At 64.0% G+C, this 24,565-nt stretch carries 18 protein-coding genes, 1 tRNA gene and 1 pseudogene; 12 read left to right on the top strand and 8 right to left on the bottom strand.

Annotated features, from left to right (window positions below):
* The 6 genes from HV766_RS26920 to HV766_RS26895 form a co-directional block, all read right to left on the bottom strand.
* A partial coding sequence (locus HV766_RS26920; protein WP_175182149.1) for a retention module-containing protein occupies positions 1 to 2,895 on the bottom strand: 2,895 nt, incomplete at its 3' end.
* 84 nt (positions 2,896 to 2,979) lie between these two features.
* Positions 2,980 to 3,636 (bottom strand): helix-turn-helix transcriptional regulator, encoded by a 657-nt coding sequence (locus tag HV766_RS26915; RefSeq protein ID WP_054458286.1) that lies wholly within the window; start codon positions 3,634 to 3,636, stop codon positions 2,980 to 2,982.
* Between the two features lie 19 nt (positions 3,637 to 3,655).
* Positions 3,656 to 5,077: an HlyD family type I secretion periplasmic adaptor subunit gene (locus HV766_RS26910; RefSeq protein ID WP_054458285.1), complete on the bottom strand. Its 1,422-nt coding sequence runs from the start codon at positions 5,075 to 5,077 to the stop codon at positions 3,656 to 3,658.
* Between the two features lie 7 nt (positions 5,078 to 5,084).
* On the bottom strand, positions 5,085 to 7,250 hold the full coding sequence (locus HV766_RS26905) for a type I secretion system permease/ATPase (protein WP_370539850.1): 2,166 nt from the start codon (positions 7,248 to 7,250) through the stop codon (positions 5,085 to 5,087).
* Positions 7,234 to 7,446, bottom strand: coding sequence for a hypothetical protein (locus HV766_RS26900; RefSeq protein WP_042792889.1), 213 nt, complete (start codon positions 7,444 to 7,446; stop codon positions 7,234 to 7,236). The genes HV766_RS26905 and HV766_RS26900 overlap by 17 nt, the downstream gene beginning before the upstream one ends.
* Before the next feature lie 24 nt (positions 7,447 to 7,470).
* Entirely contained in the window at positions 7,471 to 8,964 is a 1,494-nt protein-coding gene (locus HV766_RS26895; RefSeq protein WP_054458283.1) for a TolC family outer membrane protein, read from the bottom strand.
* Positions 8,965 to 9,491: 527 nt separating this feature from the next.
* Here HV766_RS26895 and leuC point away from each other — a divergent pair.
* The 11 genes and pseudogenes from leuC to HV766_RS26840 all read left to right on the top strand — a co-directional run bounded on the left by leuC (position 9,492) and on the right by HV766_RS26840 (position 21,625).
* Complete coding sequence (gene leuC, locus HV766_RS26890; RefSeq protein WP_119451608.1) at positions 9,492 to 10,895, top strand: 3-isopropylmalate dehydratase large subunit; 1,404 nt, start codon at positions 9,492 to 9,494, stop codon at positions 10,893 to 10,895.
* Between the two features lie 25 nt (positions 10,896 to 10,920).
* A complete protein-coding gene (gene leuD / locus HV766_RS26885; RefSeq protein WP_054458281.1) occupies positions 10,921 to 11,571 on the top strand; it encodes a 3-isopropylmalate dehydratase small subunit in 651 nt (216 codons plus the stop codon).
* A 35-nt stretch (positions 11,572 to 11,606) separates the two neighbouring features.
* A complete protein-coding gene (gene leuB, locus HV766_RS26880; protein WP_042792892.1) occupies positions 11,607 to 12,683 on the top strand; it encodes a 3-isopropylmalate dehydrogenase in 1,077 nt (358 codons plus the stop codon).
* A gap of 249 nt (positions 12,684 to 12,932) precedes the next feature.
* Positions 12,933 to 14,063, top strand: coding sequence for an aspartate-semialdehyde dehydrogenase (gene asd, locus HV766_RS26875; protein ID WP_054458280.1), 1,131 nt, complete (start codon positions 12,933 to 12,935; stop codon positions 14,061 to 14,063).
* 257 nt (positions 14,064 to 14,320) lie between these two features.
* Positions 14,321 to 16,186 (top strand): type IV pilus assembly protein FimV, encoded by a 1,866-nt coding sequence (locus HV766_RS26870; RefSeq protein ID WP_175182147.1) that lies wholly within the window; start codon positions 14,321 to 14,323, stop codon positions 16,184 to 16,186.
* A 3-nt stretch (positions 16,187 to 16,189) separates the two neighbouring features.
* Entirely contained in the window at positions 16,190 to 16,999 is an 810-nt protein-coding gene (gene truA / locus HV766_RS26865) for a tRNA pseudouridine(38-40) synthase TruA (RefSeq protein WP_119451610.1), read from the top strand.
* Positions 17,000 to 17,051: 52 nt separating this feature from the next.
* Positions 17,052 to 18,263 carry a TRAP transporter substrate-binding protein gene (locus tag HV766_RS26860; protein ID WP_054458315.1) on the top strand — a complete coding sequence of 404 codons (1,212 nt, stop codon included), beginning with the start codon at positions 17,052 to 17,054 and terminating at the stop codon, positions 18,261 to 18,263.
* A gap of 63 nt (positions 18,264 to 18,326) precedes the next feature.
* Positions 18,327 to 18,995 (top strand): annotated as a pseudogene (locus HV766_RS26855) (phosphoribosylanthranilate isomerase); the annotation flags it as partial.
* A gap of 223 nt (positions 18,996 to 19,218) precedes the next feature.
* Positions 19,219 to 19,295 (top strand) — tRNA-Val (locus HV766_RS26850).
* A 395-nt stretch (positions 19,296 to 19,690) separates the two neighbouring features.
* The gene (locus tag HV766_RS26845; RefSeq protein WP_217472169.1) at positions 19,691 to 21,271 is read left to right on the top strand and encodes a GGDEF domain-containing protein; all 1,581 of its coding nucleotides are present in this window, start codon (positions 19,691 to 19,693) and stop codon (positions 21,269 to 21,271) included.
* A gap of 159 nt (positions 21,272 to 21,430) precedes the next feature.
* Positions 21,431 to 21,625 carry a hypothetical protein gene (locus HV766_RS26840; protein WP_054458275.1) on the top strand — a complete coding sequence of 65 codons (195 nt, stop codon included), beginning with the start codon at positions 21,431 to 21,433 and terminating at the stop codon, positions 21,623 to 21,625.
* A 90-nt stretch (positions 21,626 to 21,715) separates the two neighbouring features.
* On the opposite strand, the gene HV766_RS26835 is transcribed toward HV766_RS26840, so the two are convergent.
* Entirely contained in the window at positions 21,716 to 22,354 is a 639-nt protein-coding gene (locus tag HV766_RS26835) for a LysE family translocator (protein ID WP_125471399.1), read from the bottom strand.
* Positions 22,355 to 22,465: 111 nt separating this feature from the next.
* Complete coding sequence (locus tag HV766_RS26830; RefSeq protein WP_175182145.1) at positions 22,466 to 23,962, bottom strand: methyl-accepting chemotaxis protein; 1,497 nt, start codon at positions 23,960 to 23,962, stop codon at positions 22,466 to 22,468.
* 208 nt (positions 23,963 to 24,170) lie between these two features.
* Between HV766_RS26830 and HV766_RS26825 the strand changes: the two genes are divergently transcribed.
* Positions 24,171 to 24,563 (top strand): YbaN family protein, encoded by a 393-nt coding sequence (locus tag HV766_RS26825; protein ID WP_125471401.1) that lies wholly within the window; start codon positions 24,171 to 24,173, stop codon positions 24,561 to 24,563.
* Positions 24,564 to 24,565: the final 2 nt, after the last annotated feature.

Genomic DNA, 24,565 nt, shown 5'->3' with positions numbered 1-24,565 from the left:
GTTGATGGTGACGGTGATGGTGGTGGTGCTGACGTCGCCGTCGGCATCACGGATCGTGTAGGTGAAGGTGTCCTTGAGCTGCTGTCCATCGAGCAGCGCGTTCACGCGCGGGTCGTTGTTGTTCAGCTCGTAGGTGTAGGTGCCGTCGGCCTTGAGGACGATCTTGCCGTACTCGCCGTTGACGGCGGTGTTGACGTTGCCGGTGACGTTCTGGCCGGCGGGGACGGTGCCCTTGGCCACGCCCACGACGTTGGTGACGTCCGCGCCGAGGGTGTCGGCGCCGGTGCCGCTGATGACGTTGCCGGAGGCGGTCAGTGCGGTGTCTTCCGTGACGGAAGCGGTGTCGGGCTTGGCTTCGGGCGCCGTGTCGGTGATCTGGATGACCAGGTCATTGCTGCGGGTCTCGCCGGCAAAGTCCGTAACGGAAACCTGGAAGAGGTCGCGGACCGAATCGTCGCCATTGGAGTGATCGGCGGCTCCGCCAGTTTCCTGGTAGGAGTAGGTGATCTTGCCAGTGGCGGCGTCGTAATTGGTGACGGTCAGCACCCCCTTGTCGGTGGCGATGACTACCGGGTTGGCGGCGCTGGCGTTGCTGACGTCCTTGCCGCCCACCGTGACCTTGTCGACGCCGGCCTCGGCGGAGACGGTCACGGAACCGGTGACCGTGGCGCCAGACGCTTCGGCCACATTGTTATGACCCGCCGTCACATCGCCGTCGCTGTCTTCAGGCGTGATCACCGGAGGAGCGTCGGTCTGGCCGGTGACCGTAATGGTCAGGGTGGCAGTGCTGGTCGCGCCTTGCGCGTCGGACACGGTGTACGTGATCGACGTCGTTGCGGTCTGGCCGTCATTCAAATACTGGAATGCCGTGCCGGGATTGAACGTGTACGTGCCGTCGGCGTTGAGCGTGAACGTGCCGCCATTCGAACCGACGACAGGCTTGCCGACGTCGGCGTCGGCGCCATTGACTTGCGAAACACGGATGGTATCGCCGTCCGGATCGCGGTCGTTGCCCAGCACGCCTTCGGTAACGTGGTCAACGACCAGGGGCTTGTCTTCACCGGTGGTGCCTTCGTCATTGGTGGCGACCGGGACGGGGTTGCCCACGGTCCAGACGAAGGTCTGGGAGACGGTTGCGCCCGACTTGTCGGTGGCGGTGACGGTGATGAGGTACTCGCCCTTGACGCCCGTGTTGGTGTGATCGGACGCCCAGTTGGCGAACTGGCCGGTGAAGGTGCCGGTGGTGGGGTCGAACTTCAGGCCGCCGGGGATGTGGTCGACCGAGTAGACCAGGGAGTCGCCGTCGTCGAGGTCGCTGAAGAAGCCGGACAGGTTGTAGTTGACGACATCGCCGTCCATGTTGTTCTGGTTCTGCAGGGCAACTGCGGTCGGCGCGTCGTTGGTGCCGGTGATTTCGACCGTCAGCGTGGCGGAGCTGGTGCCGCCTTGGCCGTCCGTGACGGTATAGGTGATCGAGCTGGTCGCCGTCTGGCCCGCGGCCAGGTGCTGGAAGGCATTGCCGGGATTGAACGAGTACGAGCCGTCGGGATTCAGGGTGAACGTGCCGCCGTTGGAGCCGGCCGTCGGCGTGCCCACGTTGCCAGTGGCGCCGTTGACTTGCGACACGGTCAGGGTGTCGCCGTCCGGGTCCACGTCGTTGGACAGGACGCCGTTCTGGGCGCTGACGTTGAGCGTGGTGTCTTCGTCGGTGGTGCCGTTATCATCGGCCGCCGTCGGCGCAGGGTTGGTGACGTCCCAGTTGAAGTCCTGGGAAGTCGTGGCGCCGGACGGGTCGGTGGCGGTCACCGTCACCGTGTAGACGCCATTGTTGCCGCCTTGCGAGGCGGAATGGTCGATGGTGCCGGTGATGATGCCGGTGTTCGGGTCGATGGTCAGGCCGGGCGGCAGGCCGGTGGCGGTAAAGGTGAGCTTGTCGCTGGTGTCCGGGTCCGAGAAATGGCTGGAGACGTTGTAGCTCACGCCGGTCTGGGCGTCGATGCCCGAGGTGTCGGCGATGGAGGTGGACACCGGGCCGTCGTTGGTGCCGGTGATCGTCACGACGACGTTCGCCGTGGAGGTGGCGCCGCTGGGATCCGTGATGGTGTACGAAACGGTACTGGTGGCCGTTTCGCCCACGGCCAGGTGGCCGTATTCGTTACCCGGGTTGAAGACGTAGCTGCCGTCGGGCAGGACCGTGAAGGTGCCGCCGTTGCTGCCGTTGACCGTGATGCCGGCCGGGGTCATGGGGCGGCCGCTGACCGAGACGATCGCCAGCGGGTCGCCATCGGGATCCGAGTCGTTCAGCAGCAGGTTGCCGCGCACCAGGCTGTTCTGTTCGCCGCTGCCGGTATCGTTCAGCGCGTTGGGCGGGGTGTTGACGGTGGCCGGAGTGGCTTCATCGTCGCCGCCGGCGCCGGTGCCGGACAGGCGGGGCAGGATCTCCTGGCCACGGCTGGGGTTCGGGTAGGCCAGGTCGAGCGGGGTGGTGGTTTCCAGGATGCGGGCCAGGCGCACGAAGCTGCTGCCGCCGGCATCGCCGCCGCCGGCCACGACGGCAGCGGTGGGATCCAGTTCATCGAACGGGTCGCGGCCGTCGCGCAGGGCGGCCAGCAAGCGGTCGGAGTCGGTGCCGGAGGGCGGAGCCACAGCCGCTTCGGACGGGTCGGCCAGGGGGCCGGTCATGTCGCCGGTCACGGCAACCTCGCGGCCTTCGCCGATGACGATCGGCATGCCGTTCTCGACCTGAAGCGAAACCGTGGCGCCCGAGGCAGTGACCACGTCGCTGCCTGCGGGGACCTTGCTGCCTTGATGCAGTTCAGTCAGGGAACCGTCGCTATTGCGTATCCACGCGCGACCGGAGATTTCGTTGACGACTGCGGGAGAGGTGTTGGCCATGTTGGTTCCGTTTCAGGGAGTTATCCAAGATGGCCAGATACTAGATTGCGCCGCCGGCGCGGGATATTGTCCTCAAGGACAGTATCAGGAAGTAATTTTGATTTTGGCGTCGGCGGGGGCAGATATGCCGTGGACGAGCAGGGCGAGCTGCAGGCGGTCGGTTACGCCCAGCTTTTCGAAAACGGCTGACAGGTGGGCCTTGACCGTGCGTTCGGTGATGCCCAGGGCTTCGGCGATCTGCGCATTGGCCTGGCCGCTGGAGGCATAGCGGGCCACGGTGATTTCACGCTCGGTCAGCACGCCGCCATCCCAGGCGTGCTCGTCCTGGGCGCGCTCGGCGACCAGCTTGAGCAGCCGCGACACCAGCGAACGGCCCATCCAGATGCCGCCGGAGGCGACGACTTCCAGCGCCTGCGACAGCGAGGCGGCCGAGGCATAGCCGTGGCAATAGCCATGTGCGCCGGCGCCCAGCACCCGGGTGCCTTGCTCGTCGTTAGGACTGGGGCTGGCGACCACCACGTGCAGGTCCGCCAGGGTCGCGGCCCAGATGGGATCCTGCCAGGACGGCAGCCGGGGCAGGTCCGCATCCAATACCGCCAGAGTGCGGCCCTGTTCGCGCCAGCGTTGCAGGTCGGCCAGGCCGCGCCCGCGGGCCGCCAGCCAGCGGGCCGGATTCAGGCCGCGCCAATGCTGCCACAACAGGTCGTCGTGCGTAATCAACAGGACAGGAACGGGTTTCATAAGGCCTTGCAGCCCTCCTTTAACGTTCGGTAAAGGCATTCGCCTTGGCGCGCAGTATGGGCTTGAGCAGGTACTGCAGCACCGTGCGCTTGCCAGTCAGGATATGAACCTCCGCCACCATCCCGGGGATGATGGGCAACAGTTTGTCGCCTACCGTGCTGCGATCCGTGCGGACCCGCACCACATAGTAGGAATTGCCTTTCTCGTCGGTCACGGTGTCCGCGCCGATCTGTTCCACCTTGCCTTCGAGGCCGCCGTAAATGGCGAAGTCGTAGGCCGTGAATTTCACTTCTGCCTTCTGGTCGGCATGCAGGAAGCCGATGTCGCGCGGCTGGATGCGGACCTCGAGCAGCAGCGTGTCGTCCTTGGGCACGATCTCGATGATGTCCTTGCCGGGCTGGACCACGCCACCGACCGTGTTGTTGAACAGCGTCTTGACCGTGCCGCGCACCGGGGCGCGGACCTCGGCCAGCTTCACGCGGTCAGCCAGCGCCAGCTTGCCTTGGCGCAGGGTCGCCAGCTTGGTGTTGGTTTCCGACAGCTCGTTGCGGGCCTGGTTGCGGATGTTCAGCTCAGCTTCCTGAAGCTTGCTTTCGGCTTCCTTGATGGAGGCCTGGAAGCGGTCGATCTGGGCTTCGGCGCCTTTTTGTTCGCCGCAGTAGCGGGCCACGTCGCGTTGCAGGCGCAACAGGTCGACTTCGGACACGGCGCCGCTCTTGAGCAGGGGACGGGTCACTTGCAGCTCGCGCGAGGTCAGGCCGCAGCTGGCCGCGGCCTGGTCGCGCTTGGCGATCGTTTCGCGCAGATCTTCCTGGCGTTGCTTGAGTTGTTCGCGTGCGACGTTGACCGTGGCGTTCAATTCAGTGGTGCGCGCTTGCCAGGCATTGCGCTCCATTTCCACCAGCCCGGGCGCCTGCGTCAGCACTTCCTCGGGAGCCACGAAGGGTTCGCCCGTGGCCAGGGCCTGCAGGCGGGCGGCCTTGGCGAGCAGGGAAAGGTATTCGGCGTTGTTCTCGCCCAGCGACGAGGCGAACCGGGTGGAGTCGATCTTCAGCAGGATCTCGCCCGCCTCGACTTCCTGGCCCGGGCGCACCAGGATTTCTTCGACGATGCCGCCGTCCAGACTCTGGATGATCTGGACCTGGCGCGAGGGCACGACCTTGCCTTCGCCGCGGACGACTTCGTCAATGCTGCCGGTGCCGGCCCACAGCAGCAGGCCGCCGGTGGCCAGCAGGCTGACCCACAACAGGATGCGCGAACCGCGCGCCTGCGATTCATGGATGACCCATTCGGCGTTGCCGACGTAGTCGGAGCGTTGCTGGGGCTTGCCTTTTTCGGCGCCGTCCAGCAAGCGGTCGAAGAAGAACACGAAGACGCCGCGCAGCATGCGCCACAGGCTTCCAAACAGGCCGTGCCGGGTTTCGCCAGGATTGTTCAGCATGGTTTCCTCAGCTTCCGCGTCCGACGCGTCCTTGACGCAGTGCCTCGACCACTTGCTCCTTGGGACCGTCAGCCACGATATGGCCGTTGTCGATCACGATCAGGCGGTCGACCAGGTCCAGCAGGGCGGTGCGGTGCGTGACCAGCAGGATCGTCTTCGTGGCGCTGGCTTCACCCAGCCGCTTGCGCAGCTGCGCTTCACTCTGGTGATCCATGTTGCTGCTGGGTTCGTCCAGCAGCAGGATGGGCGGATCGTTGATCAGGGCGCGGGCCACCGCCACCGACTGGCGCTGGCCGCCGGAGAGGGACTCGCCGCGTTCGCCGATGACCATGTCGAAGCCGTCGGGGTGCAGGTTGGCGAAATCGGTGACGCCCGCCATGTTGGCGGCTGCCAGGATGCTGGCGTCGTCAGCGTAGGGCGCGCCCATCGCCAGGTTGTGCTTCAGGCTGCCATAGAACAGCAGCGGGTCCTGCGGCACGTGGCCGATGGCGCGGCGCACGTCGGCCGGATCGATCTGCCGCACGTCCACGCCGTCCAGCAGGACTGCGCCCTCGGTGGGCTGGTACAGCGCCAGGGCCAGCTTCTCCAGCGTGGTCTTGCCGGAGCCGATGCGGCCAATGATGCCGACCTTTTCGCCCGGCTTCAGCTTGAAGGACACTTTCTTCAGCACCGGCTGCTTGCTGCCAGGATAGCTGAAGGTCACGTCGCGGAATTCAATGCCGCCATGGAAGACGGGACGATGCAGGAATTCGGCTTCTGCCGGACGTTCGATCGGCAGCTTCATATAGTTGTCGATCGAGCCCAGCGAGGTGCGAGCGTTCTGGTACTGCATGAGCAACCCGGCGACCTGGCCGAGCGGGGCCAGGCAGCGCCCGGCGATCATGGAGGCGGCGATGATGCCGCCCATGGAAATGGCGGATTCCTGGGCCTGGTAGACGCCGATGATGACGACGGAGATCGACACCAGTTGCTGGACGGCCTGCACGAAGCCGACCGTCGAGGACGAAATCAGCTTCAGTTTGCCGCCGGTCAGGGCGATGTACTCGGTGGCGCGTTCCCAGTTGCGCTGGATGGATCCCTGCGCGTTGAGCGTCTTGACGGACTCCAGGCCGGTCAGGGCCTCGACCAGGGTCGCGTTGCGCTGCGACGACGCTTGGTAGGAGGCCATGGTGAGGGATTCCATGCGGGCTTGCGCGGCCAGCGACACCAGCAGGATCAACACGATCGCGACCAGCGGCGGCAGCACCATCCAGGGCGAAATCCAGGCCAGCGCCAGCAGGAACAGCAGAATGAAGGGCAGGTCCACCAGGGTGGTGATGGTGGCTGACGCGATGAAATCGCGAATGGATTCGAACGAACGCAGGTTGGCGGCGAAGGATCCCACCGACACCGGCCGGCCCTCCATGCGCAGGTCCAGCACGCGTTCCATGATCTGCGCGGACAGGCGCACGTCGACCCGTTTGCTGGCGCTGTCCACGACGTGGGAGCGAGCGGTGCTCAGGATCATGTTGAAGATCACGACCAACGTGATGCCGATGGCCAGCACCCAGAGCGTTTCGACGGCGTTGTTCGGCACGACGCGGTCATACACGTTCATGGTGAACAGCGGCATCGCCATTGCGAAGACGTTGATCAGCAGGGCGGCGATCAGCGCGTCGCGGTACAGGCGCCGGTTTTCCATGATGGCGGCCCAGAACCAATGGCGCTCGCGCACCTTGGCGACTTCGGGCGCGCGCGCGTCGAAACGGAACTGCGGGCGCACGAAGCACACCAGCCCGGTGTATTGGGCCGACAGTTCAGCGGCGCTCATTTCCATCGAGCTGCCGCCCAATTCGGGGTGGCTGACGACGTAGTTTTCGCCGTCTTTCTTCAGCAGCAGGCAGGCGCGTTCGCCGTTGAGCAGCAGGATCGCGGGCAGCAGGTCCTGCGAAATGCTGTCCAGCGTGCGCTTGACCACGCGGGCGGAGAGCTGCGCGCGCGCGGCGGCGCGCGGCAGCAATGCCGGCGTCAGTTTGTGTTCTTCCAGCGGCAGGCCGGCCGACAGCGCCTGGGCCGTCGCCGTCACGCCATGGAGCCGGGTGATTTCAACCAGGCAATCGAGCAGCGGGTCGTCATGCGCCGCGCGCGCGTCCGCGCGCCACTCCCGGGCCGCCATTTCAGATAACTTGTCCATCTTCGTCATCCAGCAGGTCGAGGTGTTCGGAGAGGCGCGCGCGCTGTTGCTTGCGCTGGGTCAGCTTTTGTTGAGCCTGGATAGGCAGGTCGGTCATACGCAAGGTGCCATTGGCTATCAGCGCGTCGATCAGGTCTTCCAGGACGCGGACGAAGTCCGCATCCAGTTGTGAGAAGTCGTTGCCCTGTTTCTGCATATGGTCTCCTTGCGCTTGCGTCACCTAGGGTTTGGCCTTGGGCGAGTTTACCGGGATGAACGTGGGCGGCAGATTGCCCTCGTTGTATTGCACGCGCACGGGCGCCAGGCGGGCCGAGTCGGGGATCGTCGAATTGCAGAGCTTGATGACTTCGTCGGAGACTTCCAGCTTGCCGTTTTCCTCGGGCATTTCGTTGCGCGCGGGCTGCAGCGACAGCGCCGGCAGCAGTGCGTGCGACAGCGCCAGCCAGCGGTATTGCGCGATCTGCAGGTCATACAGCGCGTTGGTCAGGGCGCGGCGCGATTCGAACAATTCGTTTTCGGTGTCCAGCAAGTCCAGCAGCGAACGCTGGCCGATCTGGAATTGTTGGCGGTAGGCTTCGCGCACCTTGGTGGTGGCCACTTCGTGGTCGCGCAGGAAGGGCAGCTTCTGGTTCAGGCTGGCGACGTTGTTCCAAGCCACGGCCAGGTCCTGTTGCACATTGCGGCAGGTGTAGTCGCGGATGTCGCGCGCAGCATAGGACTGCGCGGAGGTCTGGCGCACGCGGGCGGAGTCGGAGCCACCGCGGTACAGGTTGTAGCTCATGACAACCTGGACGCTGGAGTTCTGGATGTCGCGGTTTTGCGGCGTGGGATCGTTCTGGTCGCGGCCGGTGGCGGCCACGAATTCGAACTTCGGCGAGAAGGCGCCCTTGGACGAGGCGACGCCCGCTTGCGCGGCCTGCAGCCCGGCCTGCTTGGACAGGAAGCTGGGGTTGCGGCGCAGCGACTCGTTGAAGTCGGCGGGCTTGACCGGCAGCTTGCCGCTGATATCGGGCGTAGGCTGCATCGCTTCAGGGGGCAGGGCGCCGGTGACGCGCTGGAAACGCTGCTGCACGTCCAGCAGGTTGGCGGTCTCGGTCATCAGATTGGTCTGGGCCAGCGCCAGGCGCCCGCCGGCCTGTTCCAGGTCGACGCGGCGGCCCACGCCCGATTCGGCGCGCTCGTTGATCTGCTTGAGCGTTTCTTCGTGCAGGGTGTAGTTCTGGCGGGCCAGCAGTTCCATGTCGCGGTAGCGCTGCAGGTCGATATAGGCCTGCACTGCGCTGAACGCGGTGTTGTCGCTGGTGGCCAACAGGTCATAGAAGCGCGCCAGCTTGTCGAAGCCGGCTTGCTTGACGTCGTTGCTCGTACGGAAGCCGTCGAAAATCAGCTGACGCAATTCCACGCTGTAGCCGGGACGGCTCCAGCTTTGCGACCCGACTCCGGGCACGTTGTTGCGGTACTCGCGACCCACATAGCCTTGCGCATTGATCTGCGGGAAGAACGCGCCGCGGGCAACGGCCTGGCCTTCCAGCGAAGCCTGGAAATCATGGTACTTGGCCTGGATTTCCGGGTTGCTGAGCAGGGTCTGCTCAACGACCTGGTTCAGTGTGACCCCAGCTGCCCCGGAGGCGGGAGCTGCTGACTGTGCAAATGCCGCAGGAACGAATGCCAGGGCAAGGACCGAAGTCGTGCTTTTGAGCAAAAACGAAGCCATAGTGATTATTCGCGAGTCGAGTTAGGAATTAATGGTCGCCATATTGTGTGGAAATGTCAGATTTGACGAGTCAATATTTGTTAATTCTTGACGAAGTTTTCCGGTCGGCAGTTTGAGTTTCTTCGCGCATCATCTCTTAATTAGCTTGAATTTGCACTAATTTCGCCATATCCCGGATTTTTGATCCGGTTTAATGCAGGATAAATGCGGTTTATTGCGCTTTATTTCGTCGTTTGGGTGAATCCAGCGCACAACGATTATATCGGTTTGATAATTTTGTATCTGTTTTAAATACCCGAATTTGTATCTGTAACTGTTTGATTGCAGTTCGATTGAAGTATGGAAATAGGACGAAGTGACCCTCGCCATGTCCTAGCATGGTAGTGTTAGTACTGGTATATAAGGTGTAGTTGTACTAGGTTGAGACCCTGTGCATAATTCGCTCATGCCGCAGTGGCTGGCGCCCGGGGATCATTGTTTGAACCGCGCGCGGCACGAGCCGGATTGTCTATTTGCAGAGCGCATCCATGGCCCAAACTCTTTACGACAAACTCTGGGACGCCCACGTCGTCCACCAGGAATCAGACGGCACCTGTCTGCTCTATATCGACCGCCACCTGGTGCACGAAGTCACCAGCCCCCAGGCGTTCGAAGGCCTGGCGATGGCCGGCCGCAAGCCGTGGCGCACGGGCGCCAACCTGGCGGTGGCGGACCACAACGTGCCGACGCTGAACCGCGCCCAGGGCATCGACGATCCGATTTCGCGCCTGCAGGTGGACACGCTGGACGCCAACTGCGAAAAGTACGGCATTACCGAATTCCGCATGAATGACCTGCGCCAGGGCATCGTGCACGTGATCGGCCCGGAGCAGGGCGCGACCCTGCCCGGCATGACCGTGGTCTGCGGCGACTCGCACACCAGCACGCACGGCGCGCTGGGCGCGCTGGCCTTCGGCATCGGCACCTCCGAAGTGGAGCACGTGCTGGCGACCCAGACGCTGCTCATGAAGAAAGCCAAGAGCATGCTGATCAAGGTCGACGGCGAATTGCCCTTCGGCTGTACGGCCAAGGACGTGGTCCTGCACATCATCGGCATCATTGGCACGGCCGGCGGCACGGGCTACGCCATCGAGTTCGCCGGCAGCACGATCCGCGCCCTGTCCGTGGAAGGCCGCATGACCGTCTGCAACATGGCCATCGAAGCCGGCGCCCGTTCGGGCATGGTGGCGGTGGACGACAAGACCGTCGAGTACTTCCGCGGCCGTCCCTTCGCGCCCACGGGCGTGCTTTGGGATCAGGCGGTGGGCTACTGGCGCACCCTGCATACCGATGAGGGCGCCAAGTTCGACGCCGTGGTGGAAGTCAACGCCCGCGACATCAAGCCGCAGGTCACCTGGGGCACGTCCCCGGAAATGGTGCTGCCGGTGGATTCCCGCGTGCCGGACCCCGATCGCGAAAAAGACGACGTGCGCCGCAGCGGCATGGAACGCGCCTTGCAGTACATGGGCCTGAAGCCCAACACGCCGCTTACCGATATCCGTGTGGATCGCGTGTTCATCGGTTCTTGCACGAATTCGCGCATCGAAGACCTGCGCGCGGCTGCGGCGGTCGCGCGCGGCAAGCATGTGGCCTCCAATGTGCGCCAGGCCATGGTGGTGCCGGGCTCGGGCCTGGTCAAGCAGCAGGCCGAGCGCGAAGGCCTGGACAAGATCTTCATCGAGGCGGGCTTTGAGTGGCGCGAGCCGGGCTGCTCCATGTGCCTGGCCATGAACGCCGACCGCCTGGAACCGGGCGAACGCTGCGCCTCCACCTCGAACCGCAACTTCGAGGGCCGGCAAGGACAGGGCGGGCGCACCCATCTGGTCAGCCCGGCCATGGCCGCCGCCGCCGCCGTCGCCGGCCATTTCGTCGACGTCCGCACTTTCCGTTAAGCGTCACGCACCGAGTACCGACATCATGCAAGCATTTACCACTCACGAAGGCCTGGTGGCTCCGCTCGACCGCGAAAACGTCGATACGGACCTCATCATTCCCAAGCAGTTCCTCAAATCCATCCAGCGCACCGGCTTCGGTCCGAACCTGTTCGATGAACTGCGCTACCTGGACCATGGCGAACCCGGCATGGACAACAGCAAGCGTCCGCTGAATCCGGATTTCGTGCTGAACCAGCCGCGTTACCAGGGCGCTTCGGTGCTGCTGGCGCGCAAGAACTTCGGCTGCGGCTCCAGCCGCGAGCATGCGCCCTGGGCGCTGACGCAGTTCGGTTTCCGCGCCATCATCGCGCCGTCCTATGCCGACATTTTCTTCAACAACAGCTTCAAGAACGGCCTCTTGCCCATCGTTCTGTCGGAACTGGAAGTCGCGCGCCTGTTCGACGAAGTGAAGGCTTTCCCCGGCTACAAGCTGCGCGTCGACCTCGACCGCCAGGTCGTGGTGGCGGCGGATGGGCGCGAGATGGGTTTCGACATCGAACCGTTCCGCAAATACTGTCTGCTCAACGGCTTTGACGATATCGGGCTGACCCTGCGCCAGTCGGACAAGATTCGCGCCTTCGAGGCTGAGCGCCTGGCCCGCCATCCATGGCTGGAAAGCCGTCCCATCGCCTGACGCCACCATTCTTCTGATTACAGGATCGTTTTCGTATGACTCACAACATCGCAGTCTTGCCGGGTGACGGCATCGGCCCGGAAATCGTCGAACAGGCCGTGCGCGTCCTGAAGGCGCTGGACGTGTCCTTCGATATCAAGCAAGCGCCCGTGGGCGGCGCCGCCTTCGATGCGTTCGAACATCCGCTGCCGCCGGCCACGTTGAACCTGGCCAAGGAGTCGGACGCCGTGCTGTTCGGCGCCGTGGGCGACTGGAAGTACGACAGCCTGCCGCGCGAGTTCCGCCCCGAGCAGGCCATTCTGGGCCTGCGCAAGGCGCTCGGCCTGTTTGCCAACCTGCGTCCTGCCATCCTGTATCCGGAACTGGCCAGCGCCTCGTCGCTGAAGCCCGAGATCGTGTCCGGCCTGGACATCCTGATCATCCGCGAGCTGACTGGCGACATTTATTTCGGCACGCCGCGCGGCGTACGTTCTTCACCCGACGGCGCCTTCGCCGGCGAACGCGAAGGCTACGACACCATGCGCTATGCGGAATCCGAAGTGCGCCGCATTGCGCGCATCGGTTTCGAATCGGCCCGCAAGCGCAACAAGAAGCTGTGCAGCGTGGACAAGGCCAACGTGCTGGAGACCTCGCAGTTCTGGCGCGACATCGTCATCGAAGTCGCGCGCGAGTATCCCGACGTGGAGCTGTCGCACATGTATGTCGACAACGCCGCGATGCAGCTGGTGCGCAACCCGCGCCAGTTCGACGTAATCGTGACCGGCAACCTGTTCGGCGACATCCTGTCCGACGAAGCCGCCATGCTGACCGGTTCGATCGGCATGCTGCCTTCGGCTTCGCTGAACGCAGGCGGCCAAGGCTTATATGAACCCAGCCATGGCTCCGCGCCCGATATCGCCGGCCAAGGCATCGCCAATCCGCTGGCGACCATCCTGTCCGCGGCCATGCTGCTGCGCTATTCGCTGAATCTGGCGCCGCAGGCCGACCGCATCGAGGCCGCCGTGCGCCGCGTGCTGGCCGACGGCCTGCGCACCGCCGACATCTTCGAACCGGGCACGACCAAGGTCGGCACGGCGCAGATGGGCGACGCGGTGCTCAAGGCGCTGGCCTGATCTTCTCGGGATCGAGCCGCCGGGCGCTAGCGCGCGTGGCGGTTGAAGCACCGTAAAACAAGGGGTGGCCCGGCTGGGCCGCCCCTTGTTTTGCTGTTGTGGCGTCGCCTCGAAAGCGCCCTGTATCCATTGCGGCCCCTATTATTTCTAGCTGCGCCGCAACATCCGGCCGTGCATTCTGATAAATTGTTGAATTGCACGGCTTTTTCCCCTGGACCCTAGTCTCCACACCTTTAAAGAGCGATTGAAATGAATCAAGCAGTAGGCCTTGTCGGCTGGCGCGGTATGGTCGGCTCGGTGCTCATGCAACGCATGCGCGACGAGAACGACTTCGCACTGATCGAACCGGTGTTTTTCTCCACCAGCAACGCTGGCGGCGCCGCGCCCACTTGGGCCACTGGCGCAGGCCCGCTGCAAGACGCCTACAACATTGACGCTCTGAAAAAACTGCCGATCATCGTGACGGCGCAAGGCGGCGACTACACCTCCGAGGTCTATCCCAAGCTGCGCGGCGCAGGCTGGAACGGCATCTGGATCGATGCCGCCAGCACCCTGCGCATGGCCGATGACGCCATCATCGTGCTGGATCCGGTCAACCGTCCGGTCATCGACGCGGCGCTCAAGCGCGGCGTGCGCAACTTCATCGGCGGCAACTGCACGGTCAGCTGCATGCTGATGGGCCTGGCCGGCCTGTTCAACAACGACCTGGTCGAATGGATGACCTCCATGACCTACCAGGCGGCTTCCGGCGGCGGCGCGCAACACATGCGCGAACTGCTGACCCAGTTCGGCGAGATCAATCAATCGGTCAAGTCGCTGCTGGACGATCCCGCGTCGGCCATCCTGGAAATCGACCGCGGCGTGCTGGCCAAGCAAAAGGACCCGGCGCTGCCCCACGAGCACTTCGGCGTGCCGCTGGGCGGCAACCTGATTCCCTGGATCGACAAGGACCTGGGCAACGGCATGTCCAAGGAAGAGTGGAAGGGCGAGGTCGAGACCAACAAGATCCTGGGCCGCGGCGCAGCCTTCGGCACGCCCGCTACGCCGATCGACGGCCTGTGCGTGCGCATCGGCGCGATGCGCTGCCACAGCCAGGCGCTGACCATCAAGCTCAAGCGCGATGTGCCGCTGGACGAGATCGAAGCGCTGATCGCCGAAGGCACGCAGTGGGCGAAGGTCGTGCCCAACACCAAGGAAGCCACGGTTTCCGCGCTGACTCCGGTCGCCGTTACCGGCACGCTGGACATTCCGGTGGGCCGCCTGCGCAAGCTGTCGATGGGCTCGCAATACCTGGGCGCTTTCACCGTGGGCGACCAGTTGCTGTGGGGCGCCGCCGAGCCGCTGCGCCGCATGCTGCGCATTGCGCTGGCCGAAGCCTGATGCCGTCGCAGGCGGCGTTCGGCGCCGCCTGACCAGGCGCGCAAGGCAAGCAAGGGCACCTCAGGGTGCCCTTGCCGTTTGCGCAGAGTCTGTGCTGTATCGGCGGACAGGCCCGCCAGCAAACGCGGCCGGGCCTTTCAGGTTTGTGAAATGCGCATGATCCATTACACTTTTCCCGTGAATTGATGCCTGTTCTCACCGAGATGGCGTGAGCCGGCTCCAGCCCGCAAGTCGACTACAAGACGGAATTCCAGCTTATGACCCAGCGTTCGCGCCAAGTGAAGCATGCCCGCCGTTTAAAAGCCCTGCAGTGGGCGATTGCGCTGGCGATTGGCTCAAGCGTGTGCAGTACCGCCATGGCCATGCGCGTGGGGCATTCGCGGGTGGTTTCCGTGCCGGGCGCGCCGCTGCAGGCGGTGGTGGGATTGCAGGAGCTCACGCCCGAGGAAATCGCATCGCTCAAGGTGTCGGTGGCTGACGAGGCCTCCTGGCAACGCGCAGGTCTGAAGCCGCCGGTTCCACTGGCAAGCATGGTGGTCCGGGTCGAGGACGGCCTGGACGCCACGCGCAAGAATCTGCGCGTGCGGGCCTCGCAGCCGCCGGCCAGCGGCGCGGTTGATCTGCTGCTGAATATCAACTCCAGTTCCGGGCAGCGCCAGGTGCAGGTCAGCATTCTGGTGCCGTTGCGCGGCACGACGGCTGACGTGACGCCGGCTGCGGTCGGCACGCCGGGGCGCGCGGCGGGATCGCGTTCGGTCAACGTGAAGTCCGGCGACAATCTTTTCGCTATCGCGCAGCGCAATGCGGTGCCCAACGCATCGGTCTATCAGATGCTGGTGGCCTTGTGGCGCGCCAATCCCGAGGCCTTCATCCAGAACAATATGAATCTGGTGAAAGCCGGCCAGAGGCTGACGATTCCCGATGCGGCTACCGTGCGCGCGGTGGATCCGGCCGAGGCGCGGCGCATCTTCAATGAACATGCCGAGGCGTTCGCGAAGTACCGCGCCCGCATCGGCGCGGCGGCCGGCGCGAATCCCTCCGTGGTCCAGGGGCAGGGCGCGGCTTCGGGCAGCGTCGCGCCTCCTGCTGATGCCGGGGCGGCCAGCGCATCGCCGCCGCAGGATCGCGTGCGGCTGTCCTCGGGGCAGGCGCAAGACAGCGCATCGGCGCAAGCAGAGGCGCAGGCCGATGCCAAGACGTCGACTGAGCGCGCCATGGCCGATGTCCAGGGGCGCGTGAGCCAGTTGCAAAGCAACGTCGACGATTTGAACAAGGCGGTGGCACAGCAAGGCGCCGCTGGTGGCGCTTCTGGTACTGCGGCGTCGCCGGGCGCGGCAGGCGCTTCGGGTGCAACAGGCGCTTCGGGTGCAACAGGCGCTTCGGGTGCAACAGGCGCTTCGGGTGCAACAGGTGCTTCGGGTGCAACAGGTGCTTCGGGTGCAACAGGCGCTTCGGGCGCAACAGGCGCTTCGGGTGCAACAGGCGCTTCGGGTGCAACAGGCGCTTCGGGTGCAGCAGGCGCTTCGGGAGCGGCAGGCGCTTCGGGAGCAGCAGGCCCTTCGGGTGCGGCAGGCGCTTCGGGTGCGGCAGGCGCTTCGGGTGCGGCAGGCGCTTCGGGAGCTGCAGGCGCTTCGGGAGCAGCAGGCACTTCGGGAGCAGCAGGCACTTCGGGTGCAACAGGCGCGTCGGGCGCGGCGGGCGCTTCGGGCGCGACAGGCGCGTCGGGTACGCCGGGCGCTCCGGGCGCAGCAGGTACGCCCGGCGCAACAGGGTCGGCAGGACCTGCGAACACCTCGAGCGCCCCAGGCGCTTCTGGGGCATCTACGCCAGATCAGGCCGCTGGCACGCCGGCAGGCAAGGATTCCGCTTCGGACATGCCCGGGTGGCTGGCCGACAATCTGCTCGTTATCGTCACTGCAGTGCTGGCGCTGATCGCATTCGCGATTGCCTGGCTCTTGCGCCGGGCCGGTGCGCGGCGCGGGGACGATGACGAGGAAACCTACGAATTCAACGAGCCAGCGCTGGATACGGCGGCGCTGAACCGCAAGCTCGGAAGCATCAATCTCGACCTGGACGAACCGCCCACGGACGAACCGCACCGTGTCGGCGGGCCACGGGTTTGATACATGTCTAGAGTTGCATTGGGGCTGGCGTACGACGGCTCCGCCTGGCAGGGTTGGCAGACACAGCCGCATCGGCAAACGGTGCAGGACACGTTGGAGGCCGCCCTAGGCAGTTTTTGTGGTGTGGAAGGGCCGGTGGCGACGATCTGCGCCGGCCGCACCGATACCGGGGTGCACGGCGCGATGCAGGTGATCCATCTGGACACTGAACTCGACCGCCGGATGGAGTCCTGGGTCCGGGGGGTGAATGCTTTCCTGCCTCCCAGCATTTCAGTCCAGTGGGCGCAGCCGGTATCGGACGAATTCCACGCGCGGTTTTCCGCGCGCGCCCGTACCTACGTATATTTGTTATGGCGCGGCCGGGTGCGGCCGGCATTATGGGCGGGCCGGGCGGGCTGGTGCTTTCAACCGCTGGACGTCGATGCCATGCGGGCCGCGGCGAATGCCTTGCTGGGCGAGCACGATTTTTCCAGCTTCCGTTCCTCGCAGTGCCAGGCCAAGCATCCTGTGCGCCATCTCTACCGGCTGGATATCGATGAGCGCGGGCCGTTCCTGGTGTTCACGCTGAAGGCCAATGCCTTCCTGCATCATATGGTGCGCAACATCATGGGCGCGCTGTTGCAGATCGGGCAAGGGCGCGAATCGGTGGACTGGATGGCGCAGTTGCTGTCCTGGCGCGACCGCAAGCGGGGCGCGCCGACCTTCGCACCCGATGGGCTGTACCTGTCCGCCATCGATTATCCGGAAGAGTTCGGCCTGGATGAGCTCGACGGGGGATCGCAGTTGCTGTCGCCGTTTACTCAAACCTATTAGGGATGCCGCCGGCAACGGCGATGCCTGCCCGTATCCGATGGAGGCTTTTGCCATGCAACGCCGCGCGTTTTTGAAGCAGACCGCCCTGGGCGGCGCCGCTCTGGTCGCTCCGGCGTTCGCGCAGGAAGTTCCGTTGGCCGAGGAAAACGCCAGCCCGGCCCCGTCGGCGCCGCCAGCGGGACCGCAAGAGGCTCCGCCCAGCCCGCCGCCCGCTCCGGCCGCCGCGCCCGAAGCGCCGGCGGTGGTGGCAGCCCCAGCCAAGGTCGCTTGGCGGCTGGCCTCCAGTTTTCCCAACGAGTCTCCCACCTTGTTCGCCGGCGCCGAAGACGTGGCGCGTTACGTGAACGAGGTGACGGACGGGCGCTTCAGCATCGAAATCTTTCCCGCCGGCGACCTGGTGCAGCCGGGGCAGGTGCTGGAAGCCGTGCAGCATCGCGTCGTCGATTGTGGCCATACGGCGTCGACCCGCTACTTCGATGTCGACCCCGCGCTGTGCTTTGACGCCGGCGTGCCGTTCGGCCTGAACACGCGGCAGATGAACGCCTGGATGACGCAGGGGGAAGGCCTGGCGCTCACGCGCGTGCTGTTCGACAAGTACAACATCCTGAACTTTCCCTGCGGTTATACCGGCGCGCAGATGGGCGGCTGGTTTCGCGGGGAAATCAAGACCGTGGACGACCTGCGCGGGCTCAAGGTGAAGGCGGGCGGGTTTGCCCGCCATGTGCTGGCGCGGATGGGCGCCACGCCCGTGGACGTGCCGGTGGCCGAAGCCTATGCCGCGCTGGAGCAGGGCGTCGTGGACGCCGTGGCTTGGATCGGCCCTTACGACGATGAAAACCTGGCGCTCTATAAAGTTGCCAGGAATTACTACTTTCCGGGCTGGTGGGCGGGCACGCTGCAGCTATCCTTGTATGTGAACCAGGACGCCTACGACGAACTGCCCAAGCCGTATCAGTCCGCTTTGACGCTGGCATGCCGTATGGCGACTGCCAACATGATCGCCAAGTACGACGCGGGCAATCCGGATGCGCTGCGCCGACTGGTGTCGCGCGGCGCGCAGTTGAAAGCGTTTCCCAAGCCGGTCCTGCAGGCGAGCTACGAAGCCTCGCTGGCCGCCTACCAGGAAATGAGCGCCAAGGATCCCATGTTCAAGAAGCTGTACGACAGCATGGCGGCGTTTCGCGACAAGGAAACGCCCTGGTTCCGTCTGGCCGAGGGCAGCTTCGACAATCTCGTGGCCACCGTGGGTCAGCCCGGCGCGTAGGCGCTGCCTGCACGCCGGATATACTGATTCGACCGGCCGCGCAGGGCGGCCAAGCCAGCGAAGAGTTTCATGCGCACACGCATCAAGATCTGTGGATTGACCCGGGAACAGGATATCGACGCCGCCGTCGCGGCAGGCGTCGATGCGATCGGCTTTGTGTTTTACCCCAAGAGCAAGCGTTGCCTGACGCCGACGCGCGCAGCCCAGTTGCGGCGCATGGTGCCCGCCTTTGTCGACGTGGTGGCCTTGTTCGTGAATGCGCAAGAGGCCGAGGTGCAGGCCGTGCTGGACCAGGTCAAGCCGGAGCTGCTGCAGTTCCATGGCGATGAAACGCCGCAGGACTGCGCGCACTACGGTCATCGTTTTTTGCGGGCATTCCGTGCCGGCGCGCCCGGCCTGGACACCGCGGAAAACCTGGCCTCCACATGCCGCGCCTATGGCGAAGCCGCGGGCTGGCTGTTCGACAGCTACAGCGCGGGCTACGGTGGCAGCGGTCATGGTTTCGACTACGCGTTGCTTGACGAAGTGAGGGCCGATCCGGTGTCTCGGCCCCTGATCCTGTCGGGCGGCTTGAACGCGGAAAACGTCGGGCAGGCCGTGGAATTGGTCAGGCCTTGGGCGGTCGATGTAAGTAGCGGCGTGGAGCTTGAGCAAGGAATTAAAAGTTCTGATAGAATCTCGTTCTTCGTTGCTGCGGCGCAAGCGGCAGACGCGAAGCTGAAGGGAAATTAGTAGTGTGGTGCAGGCGGTTTGAAGTAGTGGGGCAAGGCTGAAAAGCGGCGTCCAAGGTTCCCAGGAACTGGCACTTCAAAACGCGTTGCGCAGACAAGCTTGAAGGCATGCGAAAGTAAACCTCGCAAACGCCGCAAACTTCGAAGCGCAATAAATAATGCAAAAAATCTTGCCAGACGATTTGCATAGTTTAAAAAAGCACTATATAATTCTTCTTCTTTGCAGGCGGTTAGCTCAGCTGGTTAGAGCGCCACGTTGACATCGTGGAGGTCGTTGGTTCGATTCCAATACCGCCTACCAAATTCCTGCAAAGTGCTGTCAAGCACGGCAAAGAGAAAGCCGCTAGATCAATGATCTGGCGGCTTTTTTGTTTGGGTTTCGTCCGTTGCATGCCACGCGCCATGCCACAAAGCATGGTTTTCGCGGGGCAATGGCAAAGGCGCGAAAACTCTTCAGCTATCGACGCCAGCCGTTAGCCCTGCATTTACACAAGCCTGTGCGTTCTGCGCAGTTCGCGGTAAATCGCCGAATCATATTGAAGTAAGCCACGCATAATGGAAATATGGCGATTCATTAGCGTGTGGCCGAACATTTTGGCCACGTTCCATTGACCGGCCGCCAGACATTTCCTTTCAGTACAACTGGCGGATTGGCCGATGATTGCCTAAGGCCGTTGGTTTGAATCAGGGGACCCTGTGAGCGAAGAATTGTCGCGACAAGGTAGACGTGAACGGCAGGGCCATTCCCTCGTGCGTCGCGTGACGCTCGGTCTGGCCCTGGCATGGTTTGCGTTGGTGATAGCTATTGCACGCTGGATGTCGCAGGGAATGGAGGCATCGCGGCTGGACAGCCTAGCCGCCAGCGCCGAATACGAGGCAAGAATTACTGCGCGCGTCATGGATCGGTTATTCACCGAGATGGTGAGCGTAGCGAACATGGTGGCCCGCCAGGGCCAAGTGATCCAGCTTGCCGTCCGTTACCGTACGGATCCACCCGGCGCAGCCGACTTGTCTCGAGAGCAGCGAGCGGCCCTGTTTACGCGGGATCCATTGGTGCGCAGGGTAGGCGACTTCATGAATGAGCTGGCCAGCGATCTGCGATACGCCCGCATTTATATGAACAATATGTCGGACGATACGGTGACGGCCAGTAACTGGGCGGAACCCGACAGCATCGTCGGCATGATCTATTCGGGTCGGGCTTATCTCGAAGACGCATTGCGTGATGGCTATGGCAGTTACTTCGGCATTGCCCGGTTGAACAAGAGTCCATCGTATTTCGTCGCCAGCCGCATCGAAGACTCGAATGACATGCCGCAGGGCTCGGTGACGGTAAAGTTCGATGCGCCGGATGTGGCGCTTTACCTGGCCGGGCGACATATCGCGTTGGTTGTGAATCGCCAGGGAAGGGTAACCACGGCTTCGTCCGAGCCGTTCATGCTGCGTAATGTCGCAGCCCTTTTACCTGCCGATTCGGTACTGCCTTCCGATGGCGATGAAGACCTCGGCGAACCCCTGGATATTCGCGCCATACCCGGCTCCATCCAATCCGGCCGTTGGCTCATCGATGGCAGGCCCTATCTGGCGAGGCGGCAGGCGCTGGCTAATGGGCAATACCACTTGATCACGCTGGCCTCGCTGGAATCTTTGGCGCCCATGCGCAAGCGGCATATGTGGGCGACGGGATTGGTGGCGATGGTCGGTCTGGTCCTGATCCTTCTCTCCAGCCATGTGGTCGCGCAAATGGTGAGACGCCGCCAAGATGAACGGCATGCCGCCAACCATGATGCGCTTACCGGCTTGCCGAATCGGCGAGCGATCATGGCGGAGTTGGAGCGGTATTTCTCGGAAGCGAATCGGACGCAGCGGTCTGTTCAAGTCGCGTTTATAGATCTGGATGGGTTCAAGACGATTAACGATACCTACGGCCACGACATCGGCGACAAATTCTTGATCGAGGTTGGCCGACGTCTGTCGGCAGGCCTGCGTTCTGGAGAGGTGCTGGGTCGATGGGGGGGCGACGAATTCGTCGTCGTTGGCTTGGGCGCAAGGTCAGGGCCGACGGCTGATGCTGTGGTTGAAACAATGCGCACGCGCCTGGCCCCGTTGCTCAGCGGCATCTACACCCTGGACGACTGCAGTTTTCACTACGCCGGCGCGAGCTTTGGCATTGTGAATGCCGACCCATCGGCCAGCGCGCTGCAGGCCGTCCTCAGGGAAGCAGATCAATTGATGTATGCAGACAAGCAGGCGCGGCGTGAGATGCAGATTGCGTAACCGCCTGCCGGGCTGAGCCCGGGAATACCTGCATCCGTCAGCCTTCTCGATACCCCCTAGGCCGTCATGCTGCGGCTCAATATACTGTATAAAAATACAGTATATTTGAGGTCGGCAGCAGCGCAATTCGGCCCGGTTTCGGCCGAGAGGGGACGAAGCATGATCGATGAGGAATGGACGCAGCGGGACGACTATTACTGGCAAGGGCCAGCGGGCTGGACGATCTCCCGGGTCTTCGTGGACGGGATGTGGCAGTACGAACTATGGTTCAGCCGCGGCGGCGGAGGCACGATTTACGGAATGCGCGCCTCATTGGAAGGCGCGCAAGAGCTCTATCAGCAAAAGCTGCGGTAAGTTCTTGCCTGTCTGCAGGGAAGCGCCACCCGCGGCGTGGCTTCTATCTGCTGCGGCTGCTCGTGTTGCGCATCGGAAACCCGACTTTTCCTAGATTCCGTTTTTGGGCGCATTAAGAATCAGCCGCAAGCCCAGCGCCGCAATAACGCCCGCCGCTGCCCGGTCTATCCATTGCTTCGCCCGTAGATAAACCTCGCGCGGGCCCTTGGTCGAAAAACAGAGCGCCACGATCGCATACCAGCCGAATTCGACCAGGAACACCAGGGGCGGCAGCGCGAAATAGGTCCATGCCGGCGGATGCTGAGGCAGCAGCGCGGCGAAGATGCTGCCATACCAGATGGCCGTCTTGGGGTTGCTCAACTGGGTCGTGAGACCGATCCAGAAGGAACGACGTCCATTGCGTGATGCTGGCGCGCTGCTGCCGGGCATGGCAAAAGGCTGCCTGGCGTTGCGCCAGATGCCGGCAGCCACGTAAAGCAGATAGGCGCCGCCCGCGATTTTCAGCGCGACGTACAGCCATTCCACGCTTTGCAACAGGGAATACAGCCCCGCCAGCGCCAGGCCGGCGAACAGCATGCCGCCTGCGCCCATGCCGAAGGCCGAGGCCAGGCCGTCCCAGCGGGACTGGCCGATGGCCTTGCGCGCGACGATGATGAAGCTTGGTCCCGGCAGCATGGCTCCGAGCCACAGCGCACCGAGGATAGCGAGTATGGAAGCAAAGGGAGTCATGGTCGTTGGGGGCTGGAGCCATGGGAGACAATGATTCTTCCATGAAAGTCCGGCCCTGCAAAGGACGGTGAAGCGGCTGCTGGCGGCAGGCGTTTCGCGCAATTCCGGGTCTTAGCCGCTCGCCAGCGCCAGCGGCGCGGTGCGCCCTGGAGCGGCCGCCCTCGGGGCGGACTGCGCTTGCGGCTGCCGTTCATCCTGCAGGCGGAATACGCCCACGGCTTGCAGCAGCTCGGTCGCCTGCGATTGGAGGGCCGCCGAGGCGTCGGCGGCCTGGGCTACCCGGGCCGCGTTCTGCCGGGTCAGTTCGTCCATCTGGGTCACGGCCTGGTTGACTTCGTCGATGTCCGTACCCTGGACCCGGCCCGCGTCGCCGATCTGACCGACGATGGCGGCCACGCGCTCGATGCTGGCCACGACTTCGCGGATCACGCCGGCGGCATGGTCGGCCTGGCGGAAACCGCTGCTGGTCTTCTCCAGCGAGCCGTCGATCAGGGTGCGGATCTCGCGCGCGGCGCTGGCGCTGCGTTGGGCCAGCGCGCGGACCTCGGTGGCGACGACCGCGAAGCCTCGCCCGCTTTCACCGGCGCGGGCTGCTTCCACCGCCGCGTTCAAGGCGAGGATGTTGGTCTGGAATGCGATGCTGTCGATCAAGCCGGTGATTTCGGAGATCTTGTTGGCTTCCTGCTGGATTTCTCCCATCACCGTCGCCACGCCTGCTACCGCGGCGCTGCCCGTGTCCGCGATGCGCCGCGCTTCGTCGCTCAGCTGCCGGGCCTGCAAGGCGTTGCCGGCGTTGTCATGGACATTGGCGGCCAGGTCGCGCATCGATGCAACGGTCCGCTCCAGGGAGTCGGCCTGGGTCCGGGTGCGTTCTTCGAGCTGCTGGTTGTCCTGCATGATGTCGCGCGAGGCGGCGGAAAGAGCGGTGGCGGTGTTCCTTACGCCGCTCAGGGTCCGGTGCACGGCGTCCATCGTGGCCTTGAAGCTGCGGCCCAGGCTGCTGTCCATGCTCATGCCGCCAAAGCGCAGGTCGAACACGCCAGCCTCACGGCCGATATGCGCACTGAGTCGGGCCAGTTCCTCGGCCGCCACCGCGGCCCGTTCCATTTTCCAGGCCAGCCAGCCTAGCGCGGCAGCCTGCACCACCACATAGGCTGCGTGCAACAGCACCATGGGCAGGCTCGGCTCGGTGAAGCAAATTGTTCCGTAGCCCCATTGCTGCAGGAAGTTGAAGGACAGGTGATGCAGCGCGATGACGACGGCCGCGCACAGGATGGTGCGCCAGTCGCGATAGGCCAGCAGCAGCGAGAGCAGCACGAAGATGCCGAAATGGATCTCGGCCATGCCGGACATCAGATGGATATGGAGCGCGGCCAGCACCATCAGGCTACAGGCCACGACCAGGCGGGTACTCAAGCGGCCGGGCCGCCAGAGTATCAACAGCGACGGTATGCCTGCGGCGGCCAAGCCGACGCCGATGGCGGCGCCCCAGCGTCCGTATTGTGGGGCCAAGCACAGGCCGACGGCAAACAGCAGCCAGAGCAGAGGCAGCATCGCCCGGTCGGTGCGGCGGTAAGAGTCTTCCAGCAAATCGCTAGCGTTGCGCATGGCAGTTCCTTGCTACGGGAAGCGCGGGGACCCGCGCACGTTCGATTTTTATTCAATAATTCCAATTTGTGAATATATATTCCAAATTATTCTCTACTGTTGCCGCGACGCGGCTAAGTGATCCGCCCCATACCGGCGGCCGGAAAACCGGCGCTTTGCGCGGCGCGTTTGAAGCGAGCGGAAAACCTGGGATATCCTGCTGCCCATCATGATGAGAGTACTGTGGCTCTGCCTGGGTTGCCTGATGCTGGCATTGGGTGTGATCGGCGCGTTTCTGCCCGTCATGCCTACGACCATTTTCCTGATCCTGGCGGTGGCCTGCTTTTCGCGCTCTTCGCCGCGGCTGGAGAAATGGCTGCTGGATAGCCCGACCTACGGTCCCGCCCTGCGCGCCTGGCGGGATCAGGGCGCGGTATCGCGCAAGGGCAAGACCTACGCCTGCCTGGGCATGGCGCTGGGCTATGTGCTGTTCTGGTGGGGCGCGCATCCGTCGTGGATGCTGGCCGCCGGTGTGGCCGTGTTCTTCCTGGCTAGCGCGGCCTATGTTGTCACGCGGCCGGCGCCGCAGGGGCCGCAGGCCGGCAGCGGACAAGCGCGGTAGCC

Origin of the sequence: Achromobacter aegrifaciens (assembly GCF_902859735.1) — a bacterium.
Taxonomy (GTDB): Bacteria; Pseudomonadota; Gammaproteobacteria; order Burkholderiales; family Burkholderiaceae_B; genus Achromobacter; species Achromobacter aegrifaciens.
This window is presented reverse-complemented; position numbering and strand designations above follow the sequence as displayed.

Bases quoted from the DNA above. Each gene is read 5' to 3' on its own strand.
- truA (WP_119451610.1), top strand. From the start codon at position 16,190: ATGTCTAGAGTTGCATTGGGGCTGGCGTACGACGGCTCCGCCTGGCAG.
- HV766_RS26900 (WP_042792889.1), bottom strand. From the start codon at position 7,446: ATGCAGAAACAGGGCAACGACTTCTCACAACTGGATGCGGACTTCGTC.
- HV766_RS26895 (WP_054458283.1), bottom strand. From the start codon at position 8,964: ATGGCTTCGTTTTTGCTCAAAAGCACGACTTCGGTCCTTGCCCTGGCA.
- leuC (WP_119451608.1), top strand. From the start codon at position 9,492: ATGGCCCAAACTCTTTACGACAAACTCTGGGACGCCCACGTCGTCCAC.
- HV766_RS26870 (WP_175182147.1), top strand. From the start codon at position 14,321: ATGACCCAGCGTTCGCGCCAAGTGAAGCATGCCCGCCGTTTAAAAGCC.
- HV766_RS26825 (WP_125471401.1), top strand. From the start codon at position 24,171: ATGATGAGAGTACTGTGGCTCTGCCTGGGTTGCCTGATGCTGGCATTG.
- HV766_RS26915 (WP_054458286.1), bottom strand. From the start codon at position 3,636: ATGAAACCCGTTCCTGTCCTGTTGATTACGCACGACGACCTGTTGTGG.
- HV766_RS26840 (WP_054458275.1), top strand. From the start codon at position 21,431: ATGATCGATGAGGAATGGACGCAGCGGGACGACTATTACTGGCAAGGG.
- asd (WP_054458280.1), top strand. From the start codon at position 12,933: ATGAATCAAGCAGTAGGCCTTGTCGGCTGGCGCGGTATGGTCGGCTCG.
- HV766_RS26835 (WP_125471399.1), bottom strand. From the start codon at position 22,354: ATGACTCCCTTTGCTTCCATACTCGCTATCCTCGGTGCGCTGTGGCTC.
- HV766_RS26860 (WP_054458315.1), top strand. From the start codon at position 17,052: ATGCAACGCCGCGCGTTTTTGAAGCAGACCGCCCTGGGCGGCGCCGCT.
- leuB (WP_042792892.1), top strand. From the start codon at position 11,607: ATGACTCACAACATCGCAGTCTTGCCGGGTGACGGCATCGGCCCGGAA.
- leuD (WP_054458281.1), top strand. From the start codon at position 10,921: ATGCAAGCATTTACCACTCACGAAGGCCTGGTGGCTCCGCTCGACCGC.
- HV766_RS26905 (WP_370539850.1), bottom strand. From the start codon at position 7,250: ATGGACAAGTTATCTGAAATGGCGGCCCGGGAGTGGCGCGCGGACGCG.
- HV766_RS26830 (WP_175182145.1), bottom strand. From the start codon at position 23,962: ATGCGCAACGCTAGCGATTTGCTGGAAGACTCTTACCGCCGCACCGAC.
- HV766_RS26910 (WP_054458285.1), bottom strand. From the start codon at position 5,077: ATGCTGAACAATCCTGGCGAAACCCGGCACGGCCTGTTTGGAAGCCTG.